General features: G+C 64.8%; 23 protein-coding genes and 2 pseudogenes. 8 read left to right on the forward strand and 17 right to left on the reverse strand.

From position 1 onward, the window contains the following. Positions 1–60: 60 nt before the first annotated feature. Positions 61–234: pseudogene (locus AC5RV1_RS15300) on the forward strand (DUF3040 domain-containing protein); the annotation flags it as partial. On the opposite strand, the gene AC5RV1_RS15305 reads toward AC5RV1_RS15300, so the two are convergent. Both AC5RV1_RS15305 and AC5RV1_RS15310 read right to left on the reverse strand, forming a co-directional pair. Continuing rightward, entirely contained in the window at positions 190–1,317 is a 1,128-nt protein-coding gene (locus AC5RV1_RS15305; protein WP_493995137.1) for a DMT family transporter, read from the reverse strand. The pseudogene AC5RV1_RS15300 and the gene AC5RV1_RS15305 sit on opposite strands and share 45 nt — an antisense overlap. Further along, positions 1,314–1,709, reverse strand: a pseudogene (locus tag AC5RV1_RS15310) (TetR/AcrR family transcriptional regulator); the annotation flags it as partial. The gene AC5RV1_RS15305 and the pseudogene AC5RV1_RS15310, both read right to left, overlap by 4 nt. A 166-nt stretch (positions 1,710–1,875) precedes the next feature. Between AC5RV1_RS15310 and AC5RV1_RS15315 the strand changes: the two are divergent. Continuing rightward, the gene (locus AC5RV1_RS15315; protein ID WP_493995171.1) at positions 1,876–2,760 is read left to right on the forward strand and encodes an SDR family NAD(P)-dependent oxidoreductase; all 885 of its coding nucleotides are present in this window, start codon (positions 1,876–1,878) and stop codon (positions 2,758–2,760) included. Positions 2,761–2,831: 71 nt separating this feature from the next. On the opposite strand, the gene AC5RV1_RS15320 is transcribed toward AC5RV1_RS15315, so the two are convergent. Beyond that, the gene (locus AC5RV1_RS15320; RefSeq protein ID WP_493995138.1) at positions 2,832–3,272 is read right to left on the reverse strand and encodes an SRPBCC family protein; all 441 of its coding nucleotides are present in this window, start codon (positions 3,270–3,272) and stop codon (positions 2,832–2,834) included. A 378-nt stretch (positions 3,273–3,650) separates the two neighbouring features. Beyond that, positions 3,651–4,424, reverse strand: coding sequence for an SDR family NAD(P)-dependent oxidoreductase (locus AC5RV1_RS15325; RefSeq protein ID WP_493995139.1), 774 nt, complete (start codon positions 4,422–4,424; stop codon positions 3,651–3,653). A 204-nt stretch (positions 4,425–4,628) separates the two neighbouring features. On the opposite strand from AC5RV1_RS15325, the gene AC5RV1_RS15330 reads away from it, so the two are divergent. From AC5RV1_RS15330 to AC5RV1_RS15350, 5 genes are all read left to right on the forward strand, one after another. Then, on the forward strand, positions 4,629–5,966 hold the full coding sequence (locus AC5RV1_RS15330; RefSeq protein WP_493995140.1) for an MFS transporter: 1,338 nt from the start codon (positions 4,629–4,631) through the stop codon (positions 5,964–5,966). Positions 5,967–6,001: 35 nt separating this feature from the next. Next, positions 6,002–6,913 carry a transketolase gene (locus tag AC5RV1_RS15335; protein WP_493995141.1) on the forward strand — a complete coding sequence of 304 codons (912 nt, stop codon included), beginning with the start codon at positions 6,002–6,004 and terminating at the stop codon, positions 6,911–6,913. Further along, on the forward strand, positions 6,910–7,929 hold the full coding sequence (locus tag AC5RV1_RS15340; RefSeq protein ID WP_493995142.1) for a transketolase family protein: 1,020 nt from the start codon (positions 6,910–6,912) through the stop codon (positions 7,927–7,929). The genes AC5RV1_RS15335 and AC5RV1_RS15340 overlap by 4 nt, the downstream gene beginning before the upstream one ends. A gap of 121 nt (positions 7,930–8,050) precedes the next feature. Then, entirely contained in the window at positions 8,051–8,710 is a 660-nt protein-coding gene (locus AC5RV1_RS15345; RefSeq protein ID WP_493946065.1) for a GntR family transcriptional regulator, read from the forward strand. A gap of 119 nt (positions 8,711–8,829) precedes the next feature. Further along, complete coding sequence (locus AC5RV1_RS15350) at positions 8,830–9,282, forward strand: DapH/DapD/GlmU-related protein (protein ID WP_493995143.1); 453 nt, start codon at positions 8,830–8,832, stop codon at positions 9,280–9,282. A gap of 93 nt (positions 9,283–9,375) precedes the next feature. Here the strand turns inward: AC5RV1_RS15350 and AC5RV1_RS15355 are convergent, their stop codons facing one another. The 12 genes from AC5RV1_RS15355 to arfA form a co-directional block, all read right to left on the reverse strand. After that, on the reverse strand, positions 9,376–10,440 hold the full coding sequence (locus AC5RV1_RS15355) for a HoxN/HupN/NixA family nickel/cobalt transporter (protein ID WP_493995144.1): 1,065 nt from the start codon (positions 10,438–10,440) through the stop codon (positions 9,376–9,378). Continuing rightward, on the reverse strand, positions 10,440–11,333 hold the full coding sequence (locus tag AC5RV1_RS15360; protein WP_493995145.1) for an urease accessory protein UreD: 894 nt from the start codon (positions 11,331–11,333) through the stop codon (positions 10,440–10,442). The genes AC5RV1_RS15355 and AC5RV1_RS15360 overlap by 1 nt, the downstream gene beginning before the upstream one ends. Further along, on the reverse strand, positions 11,330–11,947 hold the full coding sequence (gene ureG / locus AC5RV1_RS15365; protein ID WP_479773654.1) for an urease accessory protein UreG: 618 nt from the start codon (positions 11,945–11,947) through the stop codon (positions 11,330–11,332). Before ureG ends, AC5RV1_RS15360 begins: the two co-directional genes overlap by 4 nt. A gap of 26 nt (positions 11,948–11,973) precedes the next feature. Further along, positions 11,974–12,639, reverse strand: a complete 666-nt coding sequence (locus AC5RV1_RS15370) for an urease accessory protein UreF (protein ID WP_493995146.1) — start codon at positions 12,637–12,639, stop codon at positions 11,974–11,976. Between the two features lie 141 nt (positions 12,640–12,780). Further along, on the reverse strand, positions 12,781–13,260 hold the full coding sequence (gene ureE, locus AC5RV1_RS15375; RefSeq protein ID WP_493995147.1) for an urease accessory protein UreE: 480 nt from the start codon (positions 13,258–13,260) through the stop codon (positions 12,781–12,783). 18 nt (positions 13,261–13,278) lie between these two features. Beyond that, positions 13,279–15,066 carry an urease subunit alpha gene (ureC, locus tag AC5RV1_RS15380; protein WP_493995148.1) on the reverse strand — a complete coding sequence of 596 codons (1,788 nt, stop codon included), beginning with the start codon at positions 15,064–15,066 and terminating at the stop codon, positions 13,279–13,281. Further along, positions 15,063–15,422: an urease subunit beta gene (locus tag AC5RV1_RS15385; protein ID WP_493995149.1), complete on the reverse strand. Its 360-nt coding sequence runs from the start codon at positions 15,420–15,422 to the stop codon at positions 15,063–15,065. The genes ureC and AC5RV1_RS15385 overlap by 4 nt, the downstream gene beginning before the upstream one ends. Before the next feature lie 10 nt (positions 15,423–15,432). Continuing rightward, a complete protein-coding gene (locus tag AC5RV1_RS15390) occupies positions 15,433–15,735 on the reverse strand; it encodes an urease subunit gamma (protein WP_493946053.1) in 303 nt (100 codons plus the stop codon). A gap of 217 nt (positions 15,736–15,952) precedes the next feature. Continuing rightward, positions 15,953–16,504 (reverse strand): cysteine hydrolase family protein, encoded by a 552-nt coding sequence (locus AC5RV1_RS15395; protein WP_493995150.1) that lies wholly within the window; start codon positions 16,502–16,504, stop codon positions 15,953–15,955. 61 nt (positions 16,505–16,565) lie between these two features. After that, the gene (locus AC5RV1_RS15400) at positions 16,566–17,570 is read right to left on the reverse strand and encodes a LacI family DNA-binding transcriptional regulator (RefSeq protein ID WP_493995151.1); all 1,005 of its coding nucleotides are present in this window, start codon (positions 17,568–17,570) and stop codon (positions 16,566–16,568) included. Positions 17,571–17,672: 102 nt separating this feature from the next. Continuing rightward, a complete protein-coding gene (locus AC5RV1_RS15405) occupies positions 17,673–18,263 on the reverse strand; it encodes an HhH-GPD-type base excision DNA repair protein (RefSeq protein ID WP_493946050.1) in 591 nt (196 codons plus the stop codon). 23 nt (positions 18,264–18,286) lie between these two features. Then, a complete protein-coding gene (gene arfA, locus AC5RV1_RS15410) occupies positions 18,287–19,846 on the reverse strand; it encodes an arabinosylfuranosidase ArfA (protein WP_493995152.1) in 1,560 nt (519 codons plus the stop codon). Between the two features lie 507 nt (positions 19,847–20,353). Here arfA and AC5RV1_RS15415 point away from each other — a divergent pair. After that, positions 20,354–21,166 (forward strand): ANTAR domain-containing protein, encoded by an 813-nt coding sequence (locus AC5RV1_RS15415; RefSeq protein WP_493995153.1) that lies wholly within the window; start codon positions 20,354–20,356, stop codon positions 21,164–21,166. Positions 21,167–21,253: 87 nt separating this feature from the next. Here AC5RV1_RS15415 and araA read toward each other — a convergent pair whose 3' ends face one another. Beyond that, positions 21,254–22,774: an L-arabinose isomerase gene (araA, locus tag AC5RV1_RS15420; protein ID WP_493995154.1), complete on the reverse strand. Its 1,521-nt coding sequence runs from the start codon at positions 22,772–22,774 to the stop codon at positions 21,254–21,256. Positions 22,775–22,793 lie beyond the last annotated feature (19 nt).

The raw sequence follows: 22,793 nt of genomic DNA on the forward strand, positions 1-22,793 counted from the left end.
ACAAGAATCCTACGGTCGATATCGATACTCCCGACTTAGATTCAAGGGCGTCCAATGCCAATGTCCGAAGAGGAGCGGAGGCTCCTCAAGGAGCTGGAGCTCGGGTTGATCGCCGACGACCCCCACCTCGCCATGGAACTGCTGTCCGGCTACCCCTCACGCCGGTTCAGTGCAGGCTTCTACTACGGCTCAGCCGCGGGCCTGCTCGGCCTTGTGCTCTTCATCGCCGGTGTCAGCGGCCAGGTCATCGGTGTGGCTGTCTCGGGGTTGTTCCTGATGCCTTTGGGGGCTTACCTCGCGCTGAGTAAGCATCTCCTCGGGCGCCGCCGCCGTCACGGGCAGCCCACATAGCCCTGGGCCGTTCAGCCTCTGCTGCCCCTGCGGTGTAGCACGTGGGACCAGGAAGAACAGGCCCGCCAGGACCGTGGCGGCTCCGATCCAACCCGCTGCCGGCAACCGTTCCCCCACTACCAGGACAGCCAATACCGCTGCCACCACAGTTTCCACCAAGGAAAGACCCGTGGCGGTGCTGGCGCGCACCCGCGCCAGGCCCCACCCGAACAGGACGTACCCGGCAAACATCGGCACGAGCGCCATATACGCCCCTACGGTGAAGTTCGTCCAGGTCTCAAGGAGCGGGCGGCCGGTGAGAAAGAGGACAGGCATCAGCAGGACACCGCCCACCCCAAACACTGTCCCCATGGCGGCCCGGGAGGACACGCCACCGCCGATGATGCGATGGGCCGCCCACGAGTACAGGGCGTAGGTGGTCCCTGCGACCAGGCCCAGTGCTATTCCCGCCGCGCTGGACCAGGACGTGCTGGCCCAGGACTCCGCAGCGGTACCTGCGCCGCCGCCGTCGGGTCGGTGCCCGGCAAATGACAACAGCACGGCGCCGCCCACGGCGATCAGCGCCCCGACCATCCAGCGGCGCGTGAGCGGCTTTTGGTCAACAATGCGCTCAATGACCGCCGCTGCCACCGGGGCGGAGCCGATGGACACCACCGTTCCCACGGCCACGCCGGCAAGATGCATTGAGCTGTAAAAGGCCAGTGGATATACCGCAACCGCCAACGCCCCAAGGGACACCAGCGGCCATCGCTTCACTAGGAGTCGCCACTGCGCGCTGATGTGATGTGCCGCGTACAGAGCCTGCAGCAAACCGCCAACTCCCATCGCAACCGCGCCGATGGCCAGCGGGCTGACGGCGGGGGCAAAGGTGGCAGCAGTTCCTGTGGTGCCCCACAGCACCGATGCGGCGAGCACAAAAACAGCGCCCCAGAACGGACCGGACGCCAGGCCGGCTGAAGCAGTCACAGCCCGTCCAGCATCTGCGCGGCGATGGCTCGGCCTTCAAGGAGCCGGGCGTCCCCGCCCTCGAGTCCTGCACGGACCATGGCACCTTCCAGGAGGAAGGCCAGGTGGCTGGCCAGCCTCATACGGCGTTCTTCCTGGCCTGGGAGCAGTTCCGCCAGGTGCGCTGCGAGGAGGGCCTGAACTTTTTCCTTGTGCCGCCGTACCGCCGTCCGCCCTGGGCTGCCTGCGGGCAGTTCCGCGGCGGCGTTGAGCAGCCCGCACCCCCGGAATCCGTGGTGGTACGCAAAGCGGGCATGATCGAGGTAGGCGTCAAAGATGGCGAGCACGCGCTCCCGCGGTCCTTCCGCGCGGTCCACGCGCTTCCGATAGAGGCCAAGCCATTCCTTCAGTCTACCCAGCTACGCTTTCAACATTGCCCGGATGCCAGTAGGAAGAGGTTGGGGGACGGCGTAACCTGAAGGCGCTTGGGGTCTTCGGCTTTGGGCTCCTGGGCTCCTACCGAAGGAGCTACGGCCGAGGCGGGAAGGCCGAGGTGCTGAGGAGGCGGCGGTGGGAACAATGGATGGACGCTTGGCGCTGGTGACTGGCGCGACGGGAGGGCTGGGCAAAGCCGTAGCCGCGGGCCTGGCACGCGAGGGGGCTTCCGTTATCGTCGTCGGACGCTCAGCTGCCAGAGTGGGGGCAGCGATAGCGGACATCAGAACGCTCGTTCCGGATGGCAGGATCGAACCGCTGGACTGCGACCTGTCGTCCCAGCCCTCCATCCGGCGGGCAGCGTCCGACGTCCTGTCCCGCCACGACAGGCTGGATGTGCTCGTCAACGCCGCAGGGGTCTTCCGCAAGGAACGCCACGTTACTCCGGACGGGCTGGAACTGACCTTCGCTACGAATGTGGTGGCCTACTTCCTGCTGACAAATCTGCTGCTGGACGCACTCAAGCGCGCCGCGCGTGCAGGGCAGGCAAACACCGGAACCGCAGGCACGCCTGGTCCGGCGGCTTCTACCGCACGAATCGTGAATGTTGCTTCAAGGTACGGCAACGCCACGCTTAACTTCGATGACCTCCAGACTGCAAAGGGCAAGTACAGCTACCTTCGGTCCACGCCGCCCACAATGCTTGCCCGTGTCCTCCTTACACAGGAGTTCGGCGAGCGCCTGCGCGGCACGGGCGTGGTGGCAAACGCCGTACATCCCGGCCTCGTCAAGAACACGGCGCTGTTGCAGGACGTCGGGGGCCCGTTCCGCTGGGTCACCAACACCTTTGGTGCCCCGGCCGAAAAGGCGGCAGACACGGCGGTTTGGCTTGCCACCTCACCGGAAACAGCGGAGGTTTCCGGGAAGCTTTGGGCGAAGCGGAAGGAACTCCCGACGCCGGGCATGGGCTCGGATCCCGAAGCCCGCCGGCGTTTGTGGGATGCTTGCTCCCGCCTTACGGGACTGTAATGCCCCCTCCGGCGATTGACCCGCTCCGTTCATCGCCCGGGACGCTTTGGTTATAGTCCGGGGCGCTTTCGCTATACTCCGGCACGGGAGTTGAGCGTGTCCCTGATCCCGTTCAGCGCGGGGTCGCGCAGTGACATGAAGGCCGGTTTCAGCAGTGGCTGGATGATCTTGGCCGGGCCCTTGATGCTGAACTCCGCCGTGTACGTGACCACCGAACCCGCACCGTTGGAGCTCACATCGATCGAGTCAAAAGCCGTGACCGTTTTGTTCTCGCCGCGGAGCTTGATGTGGTTCTCCGTCAGCTCGATGACCTCGTATTCAAGGGTCTGCCGTTTGCCCCGGAACTCCGACTCGGCGTGGTACCTGTGCCCCAGAGCCACAGGCCCTGGGGTCAGCTTGTCCATCACCGGGGTGCTGGGGTCCCACTCGCTCGTGTTTTCGAACTCCCGCATGTAGGCAAAGGCCTGTTCGGCGGGCAGCTTGGTTTCCACACTTCCGGTTACTGTGATCATCACCCAAGTGTAGGAACCGTGCGGAGGGAAGCCCACCCCTTCGCTGGCTTATAGGGACCCGCGCCCTTGCCCGGACCCCGAGAGTTGGACGGCTGCCATCTTGAAACAGAGCTTCCCACCCAGTTCCCTCGGCCGGACCCACACCTCGTAACCCTCCGCGGCAGCAAAAAGTGCCCGGCCCCCTCCTGCGTCGGCCGCCAACCACAGGGCTGACGAATCCGCCATAGCATCATCGACCACACCGGTGCGCACAATTTCGAAGTCCTTTCGAACCTCCACCGGTGTCCCGATGAGCCGGATCCAGTCATGGTAGCGATACGGCTTCATCGCGTTACCCCAATCCGCCTTTTCTCCAGCCAGGCTTTGCCGCTGGCTCCGTTAGTGGAGGTGGCTTCCGCCGTTGATATCGATGGTGGTGCCGGTGAGGTAGGCCGAGTCCTCCGAGGAAAGGAAGGTGATGACGGCAGCCACTTCTTCCGTGGTGGCGTTGCGGCCCAGCGGAATTCCGGCGTTGATCGCGGCTTCCTGCTCTTGCGTGCTGCCCACCCGGATGTTGGTGTCTACGGCGCCCGGGGTGATTGCGTTGACGGTCACGCCGGTGGTCCCCACTTCGCGGGCGAGGGCCTTGGTGAACCCCAGGATGGCCGCCTTTGCTGCGGAGTACGGGACTTTCCCGAACACGCCACCGCCGCGCTGGGCAGAGACGGAGGACATGTTGATAATCCGGCCCCAGCCGTTGTCGATCATGTCCGGCAGGAACGCCTTGGTGACCAGGTAGGTGCCTGTTGCGTTGACGTCCATCACCTTGTGCCACAGCTCCAGGGTGGTTTCGAGGAACGGGAGCGGGGAGGTGATACCGGCGATGTTGGCGAGGGCACCCACGGGCGGCAAATTGCCGGCGGCCACCTCAGCAGCGACGGCTGCCTGGGCGGCTGTGACCGAGGCTTCGTTGGCGACGTCGATCTCATGGCCGAAGGCGGGGACGTTGAACTCGTTGCCGATGTCGGCTGCCACCTTTGCCGACTTCTCGCCGTCGAGGTCCAGGACGACGATGCCCCAGCCTTCGCGTGCGTAGCGGCGGGCAGTGGTGATGCCAATGCCCCGGTCCGAAGTTGCTCCGGTGAGGACGGCAGTGCGCTGGATGGTGGTCATGATGCTCCCTTGGATCAATGAGTGCGTGCGTCGGTGAAAATTGGTCAGAGTGACTGGGACCACAGTATTCCGTTCAAGTGTCAACAGTCAACCTTCAAAGTTGACTGTTGACATTGCACTTGACCGGCATCACACTGGATCTATCATTTGTTAACCGTCGACAGCGGCACATCCCCCGTAAGCCGCTTTCCGAAAGGAACCACCATGAGCAATGAAGCTCTGAAGATGCGCGGCCACGTGCACGGCACCAAGGACGCCAAGCGCGTTGCCATTGGCTCCGGTGTGGGCGCTGTGATTGAGACGTATGACTTCATCGGTTTCGGCACCGCGGCTGCGCTGTACTTCGGGACCGCATTCTTTCCCACCGGGGATCCTGTTACCGGCACCCTGGCTGCATTTGCCACCCTGGGCGTCGGCTTCGCTGCCCGCCCTCTGGGCGGCATCATAGGCGGGCACCTCGGCGACAAGGTGGGCCGAAAGCCCGTCCTGGTGGCCTCCCTGATCCTCATGGGCGTGGCCACGTTCCTCATCGGCCTCTTGCCCACGTACGAGCAGGTCGGGTTGCTCGCTCCTGCCCTGCTGGTCTTCGTCCGGGTAGTCCAGGGCCTGGCGTTCGGCGCCGAATGGGGCGGTGCCATCCTGATGAGCTACGAACACGCTCCCTGGAAATCCAAGGGCAAATACACCGGCATCGTCCAGGCCGGTTTCCCCGTAGGCCTCCTGCTGGCCAACCTGGTCTTCCTGGTCAGCGTCAACCTCGGCGGCGAACTCGCCTGGCGCGTGCCCTTCCTGGCGAGCATCGTGCTTGTCGCTGTCGGCCTGATCATCCGCTCCAAAGTTCCTGAGTCGCCGGTCTTCGATGAGGTCAAGGAAAGCGGCGCAATCGTCAAGAACCCCATCATCGAGGTCATCAAGACCGACTGGCGCAGCATTGTCCGTGGCATCGGCCTGCGGATCGCCGAGACCGCGGGCTATGCAGTGTCCATCACCTACATGATTTCCTACCTCCACACGCAGCAACTGGCGGACAAGACCGAAACGCTGGTGGCCCTCTGCATCGCCTCGTTCATTGGAATCTTCGCCACCATGGCGTGGGCCCGCCTCACCGATAAGGTCGGCCGCAGGCCCCTCTACGTCTGGTCCTGCGCCTTCGCCGCACTGTTCGGCATCCCAATGTTCCTGCTGGTGAATACCGGATTGTTCATCTTCGTCATCGCCACCATCGTCATCTCCTACGCTGTCTGCCAGAACTCGCTTGCCGGCGCGCAGGGTCCGTGGTTCCCCGAACTGTTCCAGGCCAAGACCCGCTCCTCCGGAGCCTCGCTGGCCTACCAGATCTCGGCCATGGTCTCCGGATTCACCCCCTTCGTCACCACCCTGCTGTTCGTGGCCCTCGGCTGGATGGGCCCTGCCCTCCTCTTCAGCTTCTACGCGGCCATCGGCCTCTGGGCAGCGATCGTCACGCGGGAAACCTGGGGCAAGCGGGAACGCGAACTGGCTGACGAAGCCACCAAAAGCACCCCCAACACGGTGAGCGTCTAATGACTGCCACACACGAAACGAAGACGGAGCAAGCAATGCCAACAGTTACTGTCCAGGACCAGACAGCCCGGAACGGGGTGACCTCCACCGGCGTCGCGCAGGACCGCATCACCAAAATCAGCGCTGCTGCCTACCGCATCCGGCACCACGCCCTGAACATGGGCGAGGTTCAGGGCCAGGGCTATGTTGGCCAGGCCCTCGGCGCTGCGGACATGCTCGCCACAGTTTATGGAGATCAGCTGAACTTCCGTGCTGACGATCCGCACTGGGAGGCGCGGGACCGGTTCCTGCTCTCCACCGGCCACTACGCCATCGGCCACTACGCCGCCCTCGCCGAAGCCGGGATTGTCCCGGTGGAAGAACTGGAAACCTACGGCTCGGACGATTCCCGCCTGCCGATGTCCGGGATGTCCACCTACACACCCGGTATGGAAATCTCCGGCGGCTCCCTGGGCCACGGCCTGACCATCGCGGTGGGCATGGCGCTGGGACTGCGCTACCAGGGCTCGGAATCGAGGGTGTTCAACTTCCTTTCCGACGGCGAGCTGGACGAGGGCTCCACCTGGGAGGCGGCCATGGGCGCGCACCACCACCAGCTGGGCAACCTGACCGCCATGGTGGACATCAACGCCCTGCAGGCCGACGGCAAGACGGACTCCGTGCTGCGTACCGAGCCGATCACGGAAAAGTGGGAATCCTTCGGTTGGTACACGCAGCGCGTGGACGGGAACCACGTCGCTGCCCTGCTGGAAGCGTTCGACAACGCAGCGGCCCAGGCCGCCGCCGTCGGACGCCCCTCGGTAATCCTGTGCGACACGAAGGTGGGCCGCGGCGTACCGCTGCTGGAGGACCGCGAAAAGGCGCACTTCATGCGCATCGAAGAACACGAATGGCAGACCTGCCGCGAGCAGCTCACCGCCGGTTTCAAAGGAAAGGCTTCAGCATGAGCACCACCACCGAGGCTCCCGACACCGCGACAGCCGCGAAGCCTAAGCTGAAGACCTCGGCCATGATCGCATCTTTCGCCGATCCCGGCCAGAAAACCAGCTCCGCGCCGTTCGGGCACGCACTGGTCAAAGCCGCGCAGGAAAACGAAAAGATCGTTGGCCTTACAGCGGACCTGGGCAAGTACACTGACATGCACATCTTCGCCAAAGCCTTCCCGGAGCGGTTCTTCCAGATGGGTATGGCCGAACAGCTGCTCTTCGGCGCCGCCGCAGGGCTCGCCGAAACCGGACTGGTCCCGTTCGCGTCCACGTACTCGGTGTTCGCCGCCCGCCGCGCCTACGACTTCCTTTGCCTGGACGCGGCTGAGCCGAACCTGAACGTGAACATCGTGGGGGGCCTGCCCGGCCTGACCACCGGGTACGGCCCCAGCCACCAGGCCACGGAGGACATGGCCATTTTCCGCGGTATGCCCAACCTGACCATCGTTGACCCCTGCGACTCGATCGACATCGAACAGGCCGTCCCCCAGCTCGCAGCATCCGAGGGACCCACCTACCTGCGCCTGCTGCGGGGCAATGTCCCCACCGTGTTGGACGAATACGACTACACGTTTGAACTCGGCAAGGCCAAGGTGCTGCGCGGCGGCAATGACGTTGTGTTCATTTCCTCCGGCCTGATGACCATGCGCGCCCTGCAGGCAGCCAAGGTCCTCGCGGCGCACAACGTGGACGTCGCCGTCGTGCATACCCCCACCATTAAGCCGTTCGATGCCGACACCGTTCTCGCCGAAATCAACACCGACCGCCTGGCCGTAACGCTGGAGAACCACTCTGTTGTGGGCGGCTTGTTCGAAACGGTAGCCTCCGCCGTCGTCACGGCGGGCGTGGGAAAGCGCGTAGTTCCCGTCGCACTCCCGGATCAGTTCCTCGACGCCGGGGCACTGCCCACCCTCCACGACCGCTACGGTTTGGCCGTGGACCGCATCGTGGCAAAGGTGCTCGCAGAGCTCGGCTAGCACGGCTCCGGCGAATGCGGGAAGCACGGTACCGGTCCTGCACGGTGCCGTGCTTTCTGCCGTACTATCGGAACTACGACCGACTGTAAACAGTCGACTTACAACATCGAGGACAGACGCCATGGCCGGACTCACAGCCCCGCTGCTGGGACTGCAAAAGAAGAGCCTGCGTGAGCAGGCACTCTCAGCGCTGAGGACCGCCATCACCAGCGGTGAACTCGCACCCGGGCGGCACCTGGTGGAGACAGAACTTTCCGAGATGCTGCAGATCAGCCGGGGAACGCTCCGCGAGGCTCTGCGCCAGCTTGAACAGGAGGGGCTGTTGTCCGCAGGGCCCCGCGGAAGGCTGTCAGTCCGGCACCTGGATGAAAAGGAAATCCGGGACATCTTCGCTGTACGTGCAGCCCTCGAATCCTTGGCTGCGCGCACCCTCTGCGAACTCCCGGACCGAGCCCACGCTATCCAGTCCCTGCGCCGGACCATTGACGTCATGGAAGCAGCCCAGGATTTGTCCCTGGAAGAGCGGATTGAATCCGACATGGAATTCCACCGCACTCTTTGCCGCTTGACCGGCAATGAAACCCTGCTTCACTCCTGGGAGTCCTTGGAAGGGTCAATCCGGATGTCCATCATGTTCGGCGGCCTGGAAAAGGGCGTTAAGAACATGAGTGTTGACCGGCATCGTGACATTGTGGCGGCCATTGAAACAGGCGACGCATCACTCGCCCGGAAGACCATCCGCGCCCACATGGACACCGCCGCAGCCAACCTTGTGGCCTGAGGCACGGGCTTCACAGGCGGCCCCGGCGTTCCCGTCCCGGTTCCCGGGAATCCCTTTGAGTTCCGAACCGTTAACTGAATGTGCGGCTGAAAAGGCCGCCGCCGTTAACGAGGGATTGAATGAACGCGAAGTTTGTATCAGTTGAAGACGACGCCGGGAAGGTCACCCGCTACGCCCGCCACGCCAATGGCGGCGGCCTCATCGCTCCCGGTGCCACAGCGGCCGAAAGCTCACACATCGGCCCGATGACCTATGTGGAGTACGGCGCCCGGATCGGCTCGGGTTGCAAGATTGGCCACGGCAGCTGGATCGACCGGGATGCCACCATCGGTGACCGGGCCGTGATCGGCGACGGTGTGCGGATAGGCCGGGGCGCTGTGATCGGAAACCGGGTGCACATAGGCAGCCATTCACGCATCGGCTCGAGCGTCCTCATCGAGCACGGGGTGCACCTGCACGCGGACAGCAGGGTTCCCGACGGCGGGCAGGTGCTGTTGGGTTCCAAGGCAGCTGTTCGGGACCAGGCGAAGAACCGTGGGCACCGGAAGGGCAGGGGCCGGATGGCGGCTTGACCCGCCCGGCCGCCGGGGTGGTGCCTGCCTGACCTGCTCCTGGGCACGACCGCCCGCCCTGAATCCCGCCCGGGCAGCCCCGCGTCGCCCTTCTTAGTGCCGCGGTCCGCATCCGAGCCGCACTTTCACGGCAGCCACAGCCCAGACCGCCAGCAGCAGCGCCACCAGGAGCAGGCCGGCGTCTCCCAGGTCTACCGATCCCAGCCACACGGTCAGGGGGTCGTCCAGCGCGAAGGCGGCGTTGACGAAGCCGCCCAGCGTGATCACCGCGATGAACAGCGCGGAGACCGCCGAGATACCGGTCACCAGGGCGTTGAAACCTAGCTTCCGCTGCGGGTCATCAAGCGCCGAACGGTACAACCGCATCATGGCCATCCCGTTCAGGGAGTCGCACAGGGTCATGGCGGCGGTGAACGCCAGCGGCAGCGCCAGGAGGGCGATAGGCGGCACCCCGGCCAGCGACGCCGCCGTCGTCAGCATCAGCAGGCCGATGGTGGTGGCGGTGTCAAAGCCCAGCCCGAACAGGAAACCGATCACGTAGATGTTCCGCGGCCGCCGCACCTTGACCAGCGGCCGGGCCAGCAGCCGCGCCACCAGTCCTGTGGGTTTGAGATCCTGGGGATCAATCGCCTCGCCGGACCGAGCCCTGCGGTAGGCCTGCGCAGCGCGGGCGAAGGCCGACCCGTTGAAGAGGCCCATGGCCAGCAGGAAAAGGCCGGAAACGCCGCTGCCGATCAGTCCGAGCACCAGGTTGCCGGCGGATCCGTCCTGCATAAACTCCCCCACGGCGGCGGCGCCGGTGATGACCAGCACACCGGCCAGGGTGACAACGGAGCTGTGGCCTAGGCTGAACGCGAACCCGACACTCACCGGGTCCTGCCGCTGTGCCACGAACTTGCGGGTGGAGTTGTCGATGGCCGCAAGGTGGTCCCAGTCGTAACTGTGCTTTACACCCGCGAGATAGGCCGTCAGGGCCAGGCCCCCGGTGAGGGCCTGGGCACCCGTTCCCCCTGTGTTGCCTGCTCCGCCGGCGAGCAGAAGTACGACGGCGGCGGCGTGCAGGGCGGCCACCGCACCGAACATCCACAGCAGACGGGTCCGCAGCGGCAAGGCATCCCGCCCGCGGTACAGGGCTGTGATGCTGGTGACGGCTGTCATCAGTGCTTCCTCAGGTTCAGTGGTTCCTGCCCATGCCACCGCTCCCGGAGGAGGGAGGTGCAGGCGCCAAGGAGGAGGTTCACTTCCCCTGTGCTGTTCGACAGTGACCGCAGGACCAGCCCGGTGGTCCCTGCAACGCTGCGGGTCAGCGAGATTCCGGTCAAGGCATCGCGCGCCGACGTGATGCTGTGGAGCTCATCGGCGAGCGCCTGGTCCACCCGGGCGTCCACCACGATCAGCGAACCCAGGTGGCTGAAGCCCTCCATGAACCCCATCCCGGTAACATCCCCCGACGGCGGCCGGATGAGCAGGTTGTCCAGCGCCAGCAACTGGCTTCCTTCGTCTGTTTCGACCTGGATTTCGTTCCGCAGCCGCAGTTCCTCGTACCGGAAGGCGGCCCCGTCCGGCGACCAGCCAGGAGTCACCACTTCCGCCATGACCAGGGAGGACGACGGCCGGAGAGTCACGTGCGTCCGTTGCCGGTAGCTGGCCTCCCGGTAGGCGATGAGTTGGTCAGGCATAAGCTCCAGCCGGGCCCCCTCCCCCAGCCGAACAGCTATCCGCTGCTCAGCAAAAGACTCTGGAGTCCGATACACCTTAGTAGCGGACTGAGTGGTCAACAACAGATCAGCGCCGTCCCCGACTTCCACATCCAGCACAAAGAGATCCGCCCCGAGATAAGCGCCGCCAGGATTAACAACGACGTAACAGACCTGCCCGGAGTCATCCAGATAATGCGGCCGCATCACTCTTAGGGCGCCCTCATGAAACTGCCGGGACGCAATGGAACGCTTCCCACGCTCAGTGATGACTAGCTCCAGCACTCCGCGAGGTGACTCAACCGCAGAGGCGGCGGAGCCGGCCGCACTCAAGGGGACCGCCGTCGTCGTCATTGAGCCAGGTCGAGCATCAGAACGTCGTGACGGATCCAATCGATGACCTTGTCGAGTCCTTCGTCGGTCTTGAGGTTCGTGAAGCAGAAGGGCTTTGCACCGCGGAACTCCTTTGAATCCCGTTCCATGACGGCGAGGTCCGCTCCGACGTGGGGGGCGAGGTCGGTTTTGTTGATGATGAAGAGGTCGGACTTGATCATGCCCTGGCCTGCTTTGCGGGGGATTTTCTCGCCTTGGGCTACGTCGATGATGTAGATGGAGAAGTCCACGAGTTCGGGGCTGAAGGTGGCGGAGAGGTTGTCGCCGCCGGATTCGACGAAGATGACCTGCAGGTCCGGGTGCCGGGCTTTGAGTTCCTCGATGGCGGCGGTGTTCATGGAGGTATCTTCGCGGATGGCGGTGTGCGGGCAGCCGCCGGTTTCGACGCCGATGATCCGGTCCACGGGGAGGATGCCGTTGGCGGCCAGGATTTTGGCGTCCTCGATGGTGTAGATGTCGTTGGTGATGGCGGCCATGGAGATGTCGCCGCTCATGTGCCGGGTGAGCCGCTCCACCAGCTGGGTTTTGCCGGCGCCGACGGGTCCGCCGATGCCGATCTTAATAGGTTCAGTCATTCTGTCCTCCTGAGTAAAAAGCGCAGTTAGCTCATAAACATCCGGGCACGTTGGCGCTCGTGCCGCATTTGTGAAATTTCCAGTCCGGGGGTGACTGCCCCGAAGTCGTCCAATGTCAGGCGCGGGACGCGTTCGACGGCGGCAGCAACGTCGTCGGCCGCTTGCCGGAGCAGCCGCTGGCCGGCGTTCTGGCCCAGCGGGATGGCGCGGACGGCGTTCTGCGTCAGGGACGTGACGGCTGCGAAAAGGTAGGCGGCGAGCGCCTCGTTGAGCGGCACGCCCAGTGAGCGGGCGACGACGGCGAAAGCGAGCGGCTGATGCCCGGCGGCACGGCCCCCACTCACCAGGTCCCGGTACAGTCCCAGCTCAGCCGAGGGAAAGACCTCCGCCCCAATTTCAAGCAACCGAAGCCCCATCTTGACGCTGGCCTCCCGAACCTGCCGCGGCAACAAAGACGCGGACAACAGGCCATCGAGTTCAAGAACATCACCCCCTTCATAAAGGAACCGAACAGCCAACCCATCCGAGTAGGTCAACTGCTGCCCGATAAAGGCACCGAGCCACACCCGAAAGGACCCCTCATCAAAAACGACCCCCCGCTCGATGTACGCCTCAAACCCAAGAGAGTGCGCAAAGGCCCCGGTAGGAAGCGCTGAGTCAGTCAACTGCTGCAAGGCAAGCTGAAAACTCATCTCAGGCACCTCGGCGGTAGGCAACCTTTTGAATCGGCGGAGGCGGGAGATAGGGGCCGCGGCGTGGTGGGCACCGCGAAGCGGGCACGGCCCCTATCTCCCGCTGAAGCCCCCGGGGCAGCCAGACCGCCGTCGGGGAGACTAGTGCGAGTGCTCAGCATGGCGGAAAGGCACAGGCATAACGCGTTCCTGGCGGGAGTAGGGCACGGCGGCGTGGCGAAGGTAGTCCTCGACGGTGTGGTCGTAGGCGCACACCATGACGTCGGCCCCATACTCCGAAGCAGAGTCGAAAAACTGTGCCTGCAAGTGCCGGTTGCCGAGGGAGTGGGCCACGACGCCCATCTCGTGGATGGTCCGGGGCGCGATCACCAGGACGTCGGTGGGGAGCACGGATACAACGATCATGTTGGAGTCGGCCACGTGCAGGATGTCGCCGTCGCGCAAGTCGCCCGCCCCGGACGGGAGCCGGATGCCGATCTCCTTGCCATGGTCCGTGGTGGCGCGCTGGATGCGCTTGACCAGCTGGGCGCTGGGCAGCACCACTTTCTCCTGGTGCAGGTTGGCGTACGCGTGCGGATCCGGCAGTTCGTGCAGGTTGCCGAGGACTTTGTCGATGATCACGTCGGGCTTCAGTGGAAGTTAGAAGAGGAAGTAGCGCTGGGCCATGGGCAGCACGTCGGACGGCTCGCAGGTAACGTCCTCGCCGTCGACCGTCACCTGGTACGTTTCCGGGTCCACCTGGATGTCCGGGGTGGCGTCGTTGTATTTCAGGTCGGCCTTGGTCAGGGTCCGGATTCCCGAGACGGGCCGGATGACCTTCTCCAAACCCAGTTTGTGGGGAACACCGGCGTCGATCGCTGCCTGGGACAGGAACGTTATGGAGGACTGCTGAAGGGCCTTCCCGAACGCGGCGAACATCGGGCGCATGGTGCGCGGCTGCGGGGTGGGAATGGAGGCGTTCGCATCCCCCATCAATGCATAGGCGATCTGGCCGCCCTTAAGCACCAGCTCCGGCTTGACGCCGAAGAAGGCCGGGTCCCACAACACGAGGTCCGCGAACTTGCCCACCTCCACCGAGCCCACCGAGTCCGCAATCCCCTGCGCGATCGCCGGGTTGATCGTGTACTTGGCCACGTAGCGCTTGAGGCGGAAGTTGTCGCTTCCCGAACCCAAACCCTGCGCTGAGCCGTGGACGCCGGCAGCGCTGCCGGCACGGGGGTCCATGAGCACGCCGCGCTGTTTCTTCATCTTGTCCGCCACCTGCCAGGTGCGGGTGATTACCTCGCCAACCCGGCCCATCGCCTGGGAGTCGGAGGAGGTGATGGAGAAGATGCCGAGGTCCTGCAGCACGTCCTCGGCGGCAATGGTCTCCGCCCGGATGCGCGAGTCAGCGAATGCGACGTCTTCGGGGATGTCCGGGTTGAGGTGGTGGCACACCATCAGCATGTCCAGGTGCTCTTCGATGGTGTTGAGCGTGTAAGGCAGCGTGGGGTTGGTGGAGGCGGGCAGGACGTTGGGCATCCCGGCGATCTTGATGATGTCCGGGGCATGCCCGCCGCCGGCGCCCTCGGTATGGAAGGTGTGGATGACACGGCCGTTGATGGCGCGGATGGTGTCCTCTACAAAGCCGCACTCGTTCAGGGTGTCAGTGTGGATGGCAACCTGGACGTCGTATTCGTCGGCGACGGTCAGGGACATGTCAATGGACGACGTGGTGGACCCCCAGTCCTCGTGGACCTTAAGGCCGATGGCACCGGCGCGGATCTGCTCAGCCAGGGGTTCGACGGCGGACGCATGGCCCTTGCCGAACAGCCCGATGTTCATGGGGAAGCCCTCGGCCGCCTGCAGCATCCGCTGGATGTGCCACTTTCCGGGCGTCACTGTGGTGGCCTTGGTGCCTTCGGCCGGGCCGGTGCCGCCGCCGATCATGGTGGTGATGCCGCTGGTCAGTGCGGCGGGAATCTGGTCCGGGGAGATGAAGTGGATGTGGGTGTCCACTCCCCCGGCGGTGAGGATCTTGCGCTCGCCGGCGATGATTTCCGTGCTCGCCCCGATCACGATGTCCACGCCGTCGGTGATCTGCGGGTTGCCGGCTTTGCCGATTTTGTAGATGTGTCCATCCCTGATGGCCACATCAGCCTTGTAGATGCCTGTGTAGTCCAGGATTACGGCGTTGGTGATGACGGTGTCCGGCACTCCGCCGCCGGAACCAACACCGCCGGAACCAACACCGTCCCGTGTCACCTGGCCGTTCTGGCCCATGCCGTCCCGGATCACCTTGCCGCCGCCGAACACCACCTCCTCGCCGTAGACGGTGAGGTCCTTCTCGATCTCGAGGAACAGGTCGGTATCGGCCAGGCGGATGGCGTCACCCGCCGTCGGGCCGTACAGGTCGGCGTACTGCCGGCGGGGAATCTGGAAACTCACTTGCCGCCCTCCTTCTCTTCGGACCGTGTGCCTGCGGACCCTGTGACCTCTGTCAGTGGACCGTTGACGGCGTTGCCCAGCCCGTACACTTCGCGGGCGCCGGCCAGTTCGATCAGCCGCACGTTCCGGGAGTCCCCTGGCTCGAAGCGCGCCGCGGTGCCGGCGGGAATGTCCAGCCGCCGGCCGTAGGCGGCGTCGCGGTCGAACGTCAGGGCCGCGTTCGCTTCGGCGAAGTGGAAGTGCGACCCCACCTGCACGGGCCGGTCACCGGTGTTAACCACGACGGCGTCGATCGCCTCCCGCCCGGCGTTCGCCGTCACCGGTTCCGGCCTGAGGACGTACTCTCCTGGAATCATGGCCTGCCCTTCAGCGGATGGGATCGTGGACGGTGACGAGCTTCGTGCCGTCCAGGAAGGTTGCCTCAATCTGCACATCGTGGATCATCTCGGGCACGCCTTCCATCACGTCTTCCCGGCGCAGCAGCGTGGTGCCGTAGCTCATGAGGTCAGCAACTGTACGGCCGTCCCGGGCGCCCTCGATCAGCTCGTAGCTGATGATGGCCACGGCTTCGGGATAGTTGAGCTTGAGTCCGCGGGCCTGGCGTCGCCGGGCAAGGTCGGCGGCCACCACGATCATGAGCTTTTCCTGCTCACGTGGCATCAGATGCATGAGGGTCCCTTCGACGGCCAGCGGACGGCGTGGGACCCACAGTAGGGGGCGGAGGTTTCCGCTACGTTTCAGGTTTGTTATGCGCGGCTCTCACCCGCCGTAATAAGCACCGGTCTCCGACAACGCGCTGAATCTCCCCGCGTCCCAACGCCGGAAAGGCGAGGACGATGGCGCGTCGCCGGGACACGCCGTCGTCCGTCCTCAAAGGTGGGGAGATTCAGCGGCTGAGCCGGGCCAGGATCTCTTCCGTGGACTGGACCGGCTGGCGGTAACTGGTGGAGAGGATGCGCAGCATGTCCTTAGCGTCCTGGTTGTCTTCCGAGCCCATCGCGTCCTTTGCGTACGTGACCCGGATGTTGTGTGCGAAGGCGTCGGCGCCGGTTTGGGCAATGCAGTTGTGGGTGGAAACTCCCGCAAGCACCACTTCGTCAGCGCCCCAGTTGCGCAGCCGCGACAGCAGGTTGGTGCCAACGAAAGCGCTGTCACGCGTCTTGTTCAGCTGGGGCAGGCCGTCGATGGCGAGGCCCGGCACGGCCCAGGTCTGCTCACTGCCGCGGAAAATGAAGCCCTGGTCATCGTCAAGCATGTTCAGGGTCCAGGTGGATTTGTCCCGCTCGTGCTCGGTTCCCACCATCAACGCCTTGTGTCCGCTTGCCTTGAAGGCTTCGAGCAACCTGTTGCAGGACGCAACCAGTTGTTCCTGTTGCGCCGCCAGTTCCGGCGCCTCGAAGTACGCGTTCTGCATGTCGATGACAAGAAGTGCAATCATGTGGCATCTTTCCCTCGTTGAGCTCTGCGGGAAAGGTACCCGAAGGCCGGCCGGGCGAAACCTAGGGTGCGGATTCCCGGACCTTCAGCTGGAACCCCGCCTTCACGTGCACGCCCTCGCCGGCCGTCTCCTGGCCCTCGATGCGGTCGAGCAGCAGGGCGATGGAGCGCTGGGCGATCTCCTCCATGCCTGGCGAGACTGTGGTGAGGGACGGCGACGCAAACCGGGCCTCGTCGATGTCGTCAAAGCCTGCCACGGCCACCTCATCCGGCACCCGGACGCCGCGGATCAGCAGTTCATGCATGGCGCCCAACGCGAGAACGTCGTTGAGGCCGAAGACGGCGTCAAACTCCACGCCTTTCTCCATGAGCCCGGCGACGGCAGCCGCGCCGTTGTCCCGGCGCCACTCGCACGGTGCGATCAGTACCGGATCGAACGGGACCCCGGCCTGCTCCAGCGCCCTCCGGTAGCCGTTGAGGCGCAGGCCGGGACTCCCCGTGGACTCCTCCGGGCGGGCACCGACCACAGCGATCCGACTGCGGCCGGCCGCCAGGAGGTGGGCGGTCAGGGCAGCCGCCGATTCCTCGTTCTTCATGGTGACGAGGTCGAACCGGGGATCCAGGATGTGTTCGCCCAGCATAACCAGGGGTTTCTTGCCCAGGCGTGCTGCGATGGCATCGGCGTCGATCATCAGCGGTGTGAACAGCAGGCCATCGGTCAGCTGACGGAACGGCCCCTGCAGGGCGTTCAGTTCCACCTCCGCCACTGCGTCCGACTGCTCCACAAGTACCCGGTAGCCCCGCTGTGAAGCAGCCTTCATCAGCCGGGAAGCGAGCTCCGCGTAGTAGGGCGCGGAGAGGTCTGACAGGACCAGGCCCAGCATGCGTGTCTTGCCGGAGCGGAGGCTGCGGGCCGTCAGGTTGGCTTCATACCCCAGTTCGGCGATGGCGTCCTGGACCCGCTGCTTGGTTGCGGGACGGATGAACTCGTAGTCGTTCAGGACGTTGGACACCGTTTTCAGCGAGACACCCGCCGCCCTTGCTACGTCGTTCATGGTGACCGCCATCGTGGCTCCTTCTTGTGGTTCCGCTGTTCCTGGCATACATCGTTGCAGACCATTCCATCCGTACGGGAACCGGCCGCTGCAAAGGGCGCCAGGGGGAGCCCGTCAGTCCCTGGCTTTTGCTGCCTTCGCCGCGGCTTTGGCGGCCTGCTTGCTGGCCCGAACTTTGGTGAGCGACTCCGGATCCACGATGTCGGCGACCGACAGGTAGGCCCCTTCCTCGCCATAGTGGCCGGCCGCTTCACGCCAACCCTGCGCCTGGAGACCGCGCTGTTTGCCGAGGAGTGCCAGGAAGATCTTCGCTTTCTGCTCGCCGAATCCGGGCAGGGCCATCAGCCGGCGCAGCACCTCCTGGCCGTCGGGGTCGCCCTTGGTCCAGATTGCAGTGGCATCGCCCTCCCACTCGTTCTGCACGGTTTCGGCGAGCGCCTGCACGCGTGCGGCCATCGAACCCGGAAAACGGTGGACGGCAGGGCGTTCCTTGAACATCTCGACGAAGGCCTGCGGGTCCTGGGAGGCAATTGCCTCCGGATGTATGGACCCGATCCTGCTCTTGATTTTCTCGGGCCCGGCAAACGCCGATTCCATGGTCACCTGCTGGTCCAGCAGCATGCCCGTCAGCAGTGCGAAGGCGTCCTCGCTCAACAACTTGTCCGCGGCGGGATCGCCCGTGATGTGCAGTTCCATGCCGTCCATCCTCCCAGAGGTTGGCAGGTGCGTCAGCCGCCCACGGCCAGCCGGATCATGGACCAGGACACGGCCGGCAGCTCGGCGGTGAGCCGGCCGCCGTCGGCCTTGACGGAGACATTCTCCGACGGCAGGACGGACGTCGAATCATCAGCGGTAGCCTGCCAGTACGGGTCCTTGTTGGCGTACGTGACTGCCTCGACAACCCGCACGTTGCCCAGCCCGGACACCACGGCATCCAGTCCCAGCGCGTCCGTGGCGGAGCGGTTGACGGCAAACACCACGGCCTCGCCCTTCCCGGCGTCGTAGGTTGCGACGGCGGACACCGCGGAAAAGTCCGTCGTCTTGCCGCCGCTGACCAGCGGGGACTCGACGGCGAGCTGCAGAACCGTCCCGGAGGCGTGCCGGGAGGTCAGCGCGAACGGGTGGAAGGTGGTTTGCTTCCATGCGCGGCCGCCTGGCTCGGTCATGATGGGGGCGATCACGTTGACCAGCTGCGCCAGGCTGGCGGAGTGGACGCGGTCCGTGTTCTTGAGCAGGGTGACCAGGAGGTCGCCGACGACGACGGCGTCCGCCACCGTGTAGGTGTCCTCGAGCAGGACGGGGGCCACCGGCCAGTCCTTGCCGGTCGGTGCCCGGGACTCGTCCCGGCTCATGTGCCACACGTTCCATTCGTCGAAGGAGATGTTTATTTGCTTGGCGGACTTCTTCACCGACTTTACGTGGTCGATATGGCTGACAATGTCGTGGATGAAGGCTTCCATCCGGTGGCCGGCGGAAAGGTGCTCCTGCAGGTCGCCGAAGTCCTCGAAGTACTGGTGAGCCGAGATCAGGTCTACCAGCTCGTAGGTCTCGGAGAGCACAACGCGCTCCCATTCCCCAAAGCTGCTCATGGTGGGGCCGGAGCTGCCGCAGGCCACGAGTTCCAGGTCAGGCTCGATCATCCGCATGCCGCGCGCGGTGTCGGCAGCAAGCCGGCCGTACTCCTGGGCATTCTTGTGCCCGATCTGCCAGGGTCCGTCCATTTCGTTGCCGAGGCACCACATCTTGATGCCGTAGCCGTTTTCCGCACCGTTGGCCCTGCGCTGGTCCGAAAAGGCGGTGCCGCCGTCGATGTTGCAGTACTCCAGCAGGTCCAGCGCTTCCTGCGTACCGCGCGTGCCGAGGTTCACCGCCATCATGGTTTCGACACCGGCTTTAGCAGACCATTTGGCGAACTCGTCCACACCCACCAGGTTGGGGTCGGTGGAGTGCCAGGCGAGGTCAAGGCGGACCGGGCGCTTTTCCGCGGGGCCAACGCCATCCTCCCAGCGGTAGCCGGAAACAAAGTTACCGCCCGGATAGCGGATCGTGGACACCCCCAGTTCCCGGGTCAGCTCCAGCACGTCCCCGCGGAACCCGTCCTCGTCCGCAGTGCGGTGCTCCGGCTCGAAGATGCCGGTGTAGACGCAGCGTCCCAGATGCTCCACAAAGGCACCAAAAGTGCGGCGGCGGACGGGTCCCACCACAAATGCGGGATCCATGGTGATCTTTGCTGCTGCCGGTCCTGCCTGGCTGGGCACGGTGGGGCCGGCGGGTTCTGGTGCTGCCACGAAAACGTCCTCGTTCCTGGATTCTGCTCGACTTCTACAACGTTATAGAAACATTGTTGTGGGGTAGCCCGTCAGGAGTCAAGCCCGTTGCCGCAGCCTGCCCCCGGCAGCGTGCTTCAGCAGCCCAGGGCGGGAAAGGGCCACCCGCCAGCGAAGGACATCGAAAAGCAGGCAGCGCAGGCCGAAAACCAAGTAATACCTAATCTCAAAGACAAGTACCGGTTACGCGTTCTCCCGAGGCGGCTACGGAACTAGGTTTTTCACATAGACAAGCCATCTTCCGGCTCGCAGTAATTGACTCACGAGGGGGTGTGAGACGTAATGCATGCGAGATACGCAAGCTCCAACCTCCCGGTCCAAAGGACTCGGGCATTAAGCGGGGCCGGCGACGAGGAGGCCTTTGAGACCAAGGCCTCTCCCCCAGCCGTCGCCGGCCCTCTCATTTCCGCACCAAGCCACCACCGCCAAGGGGTTGCCGCGCCGGCACACGGGCCCCACGGGAATCCATTGGGCCATTCTGCGCCGGCACGACAGGGCCAGCCGTGGACAGCCGCTTCGGCATCCGGGAAGCCGGACGGAATCCTGCTGGACCTGATGACCGGCGCGGAGACGCTGCACGACTCACTTGAGCTGCTCGCCGCGGCGTCCGCCCGCGCCGTCGTCCTCACCGCAGACGTAGTCATCGAATGCGCTGTAGTGGTGCGCCAACCCAAGAGAACTCCGGCCATCACCGGTACCACGCCGGACGTCATCCGGCTGTTGGAGTGGGAGCAGCAAGCGGGTGAAGGGCCGGTCAGCGAAGTTCTATCCGGAGGCCATCCCGTGGCCGTCTTGCAGAGAAGCGGGGATTTCCGTTGGCCCCGGTATTGCAACCAATTGCAGCTGGCCCGCTTGGGCAGCGTCCTTGGTGTTCGGCTCGCTGTGGACCAGGGCGCCGGGGAGGCGCGAAACGATGGCACACCGGTCCGCCCTACCAGCGCAGCCTTGGCGTTCTTCGCCCAGGATGCCAAGGCATTCCCCCTGCAGGTGATTTCGGAGGCCCGTTCCTTCGCCGGCCTTGCAGCCAAGAGCCTGCAGATGGCCCTTGACCTGCACACAGCGAGGTCCACCGCGTCGGACCTGCGGCTGGCATTGGACAGCCGCACGTCCATCAACGTTGCCTGCGGCGTGATCATGGCCCAGAACGGATGTTCGTATCACGAGGCCTTCTCGATCCTGGCCAAGGCATCAAGCCATCGGAACATCAAGGTCCGCAGGGTGGCGGAGGACATCCTCGAGCGGTTGCCCGAAGGCCCTCCACGCGCGCACTTCGGCCATTAGGAAGCCCGGAAGGAAGGGCAGCGGCACCAAGAAGATTTGACGCAGCCCCGGAAGACATGTTCCGGGGCTGCTGTCAGGCAAGGCAGCCTAGATCCCGCCGGCCAGCTTGTAGTAGGCGGCGTTCCAGTTCAGGTCCTTCTTGAACTGCCGGATGGTGGTGTCCTCGTCGATGGTGAGCAGTTCGGTTTTGGCGATTTCCGCGAAGTCCTCGAAGACATCCATCCCCACCTGCGTGGACAATACGGTGTGGTGGGCTGCGCCCGCGGTGAGCCAGGCTGCCGCGGAGGTGGCAAAGTCAGGCTTTGGCTGCCACAGCGCGCGGGCCACTGGTAGGTTCGGCAGGGGCTGGTCCAGGGGAACCACGTCCACGGCGTTCGCCACCAGGCGGAACCGGTCCCGCATGTCGGACAGGGCGACGACGACCCCCGGGGAGGCATCGGCGTCGAACACCAGGCGCACGGGGTCTTCCTTGCCGCCGATGCCCAGCGGATGGATCTCCAGGCGCGGCTTCCCGGCGGTCAGCGAGGGGCAAACCTCCAGCATGTGGGCGCCCAGGATTTTCTCGGCTCCGGGTTCCAGGTGGTAGGTGTAGTCCTCCATCAGCGAAGCACCGCCAGGCAGGCCCGCGCCCATGACCTTCGCGGCGCGGACCAGGATGGCGGTCTTCCAGTCGCCCTCAGCACCAAAACCGTAACCGGCGGCCATCAGCCGCTGCACGGCCAGGCCGGGGAGCTGGCGGAGTGCGCCAAGGTCCTCGAAGGAGGTGGTGAACGCCGCGGACCCGTTGGCTTCGAGGAAGCTGCGCAGGCCCAGTTCGATCCTTGCGCCGTAACGGAGGGAGTCATGCCGTACGGCGCCTGCGCGGAGCTCGGGGACCACGTCGTAAAGGTCCTCGTACTCTGCAACCAGGGCGTCGACGTCGGCCTCCGCGGCACCGTGCACGGCGTCGGCGAGCTCGTTGACGGACCAGGTGTTCACGGCGACGCCGAAGCGGAGCTCCGCCTCGGTCTTGTCGCCTTCGGTGACGGCGACGTTTCGCATGTTGTCCCCGAAGCGGGTCAGCTTCAGGGTGCGGACGGCCGCCCAGCCGGCCGCGGCGCGCTGCCATGAACCCACCTGGCGGGCCACCTCGGGGTTGGACACGTGCCCCACCACGGTCTTGCGGGCGATGCCCAGGCGGGACTGGATGTAGCCGAACTCGCGGTCACCGTGCGCGGCCTGGTTGAGGTTCATGAAGTCGAAGTCGATGTCCGCCCACGGCAGGTCCCGGTTCGCCTGCGTGTGCAGGTGCAGCAGCGGCTTGCGAAGCAGGTCAAGGCCCTGGATCCACATCTTTGCCGGCGAGAACGTGTGCATCCAGGCAGTGACGCCGATGACGGAATCGTCCGAGTTGGCCTCAAGCGCAGTCCGGCGGATGGCGTCAGAGTCAGTCAGGACCGGCTTCCAGACGATCCGTACAGGCACCGAGGAGGACGCGTTCAACTGGTTGGCGATTTCCTGGGACTGAGCGGCCACCTGCTTGAGGACGTCCTCGCCGTAGAGGTGCTGACTGCCGGTGAGGAACCAGACCTCGTAACCGTCAAGGGAAGTGTTTGCTGCGGTGCTCATATGGGTCTCCTTTGGGAGT

This window comes from Arthrobacter sp. Hb9-2 (assembly GCF_059091165.1).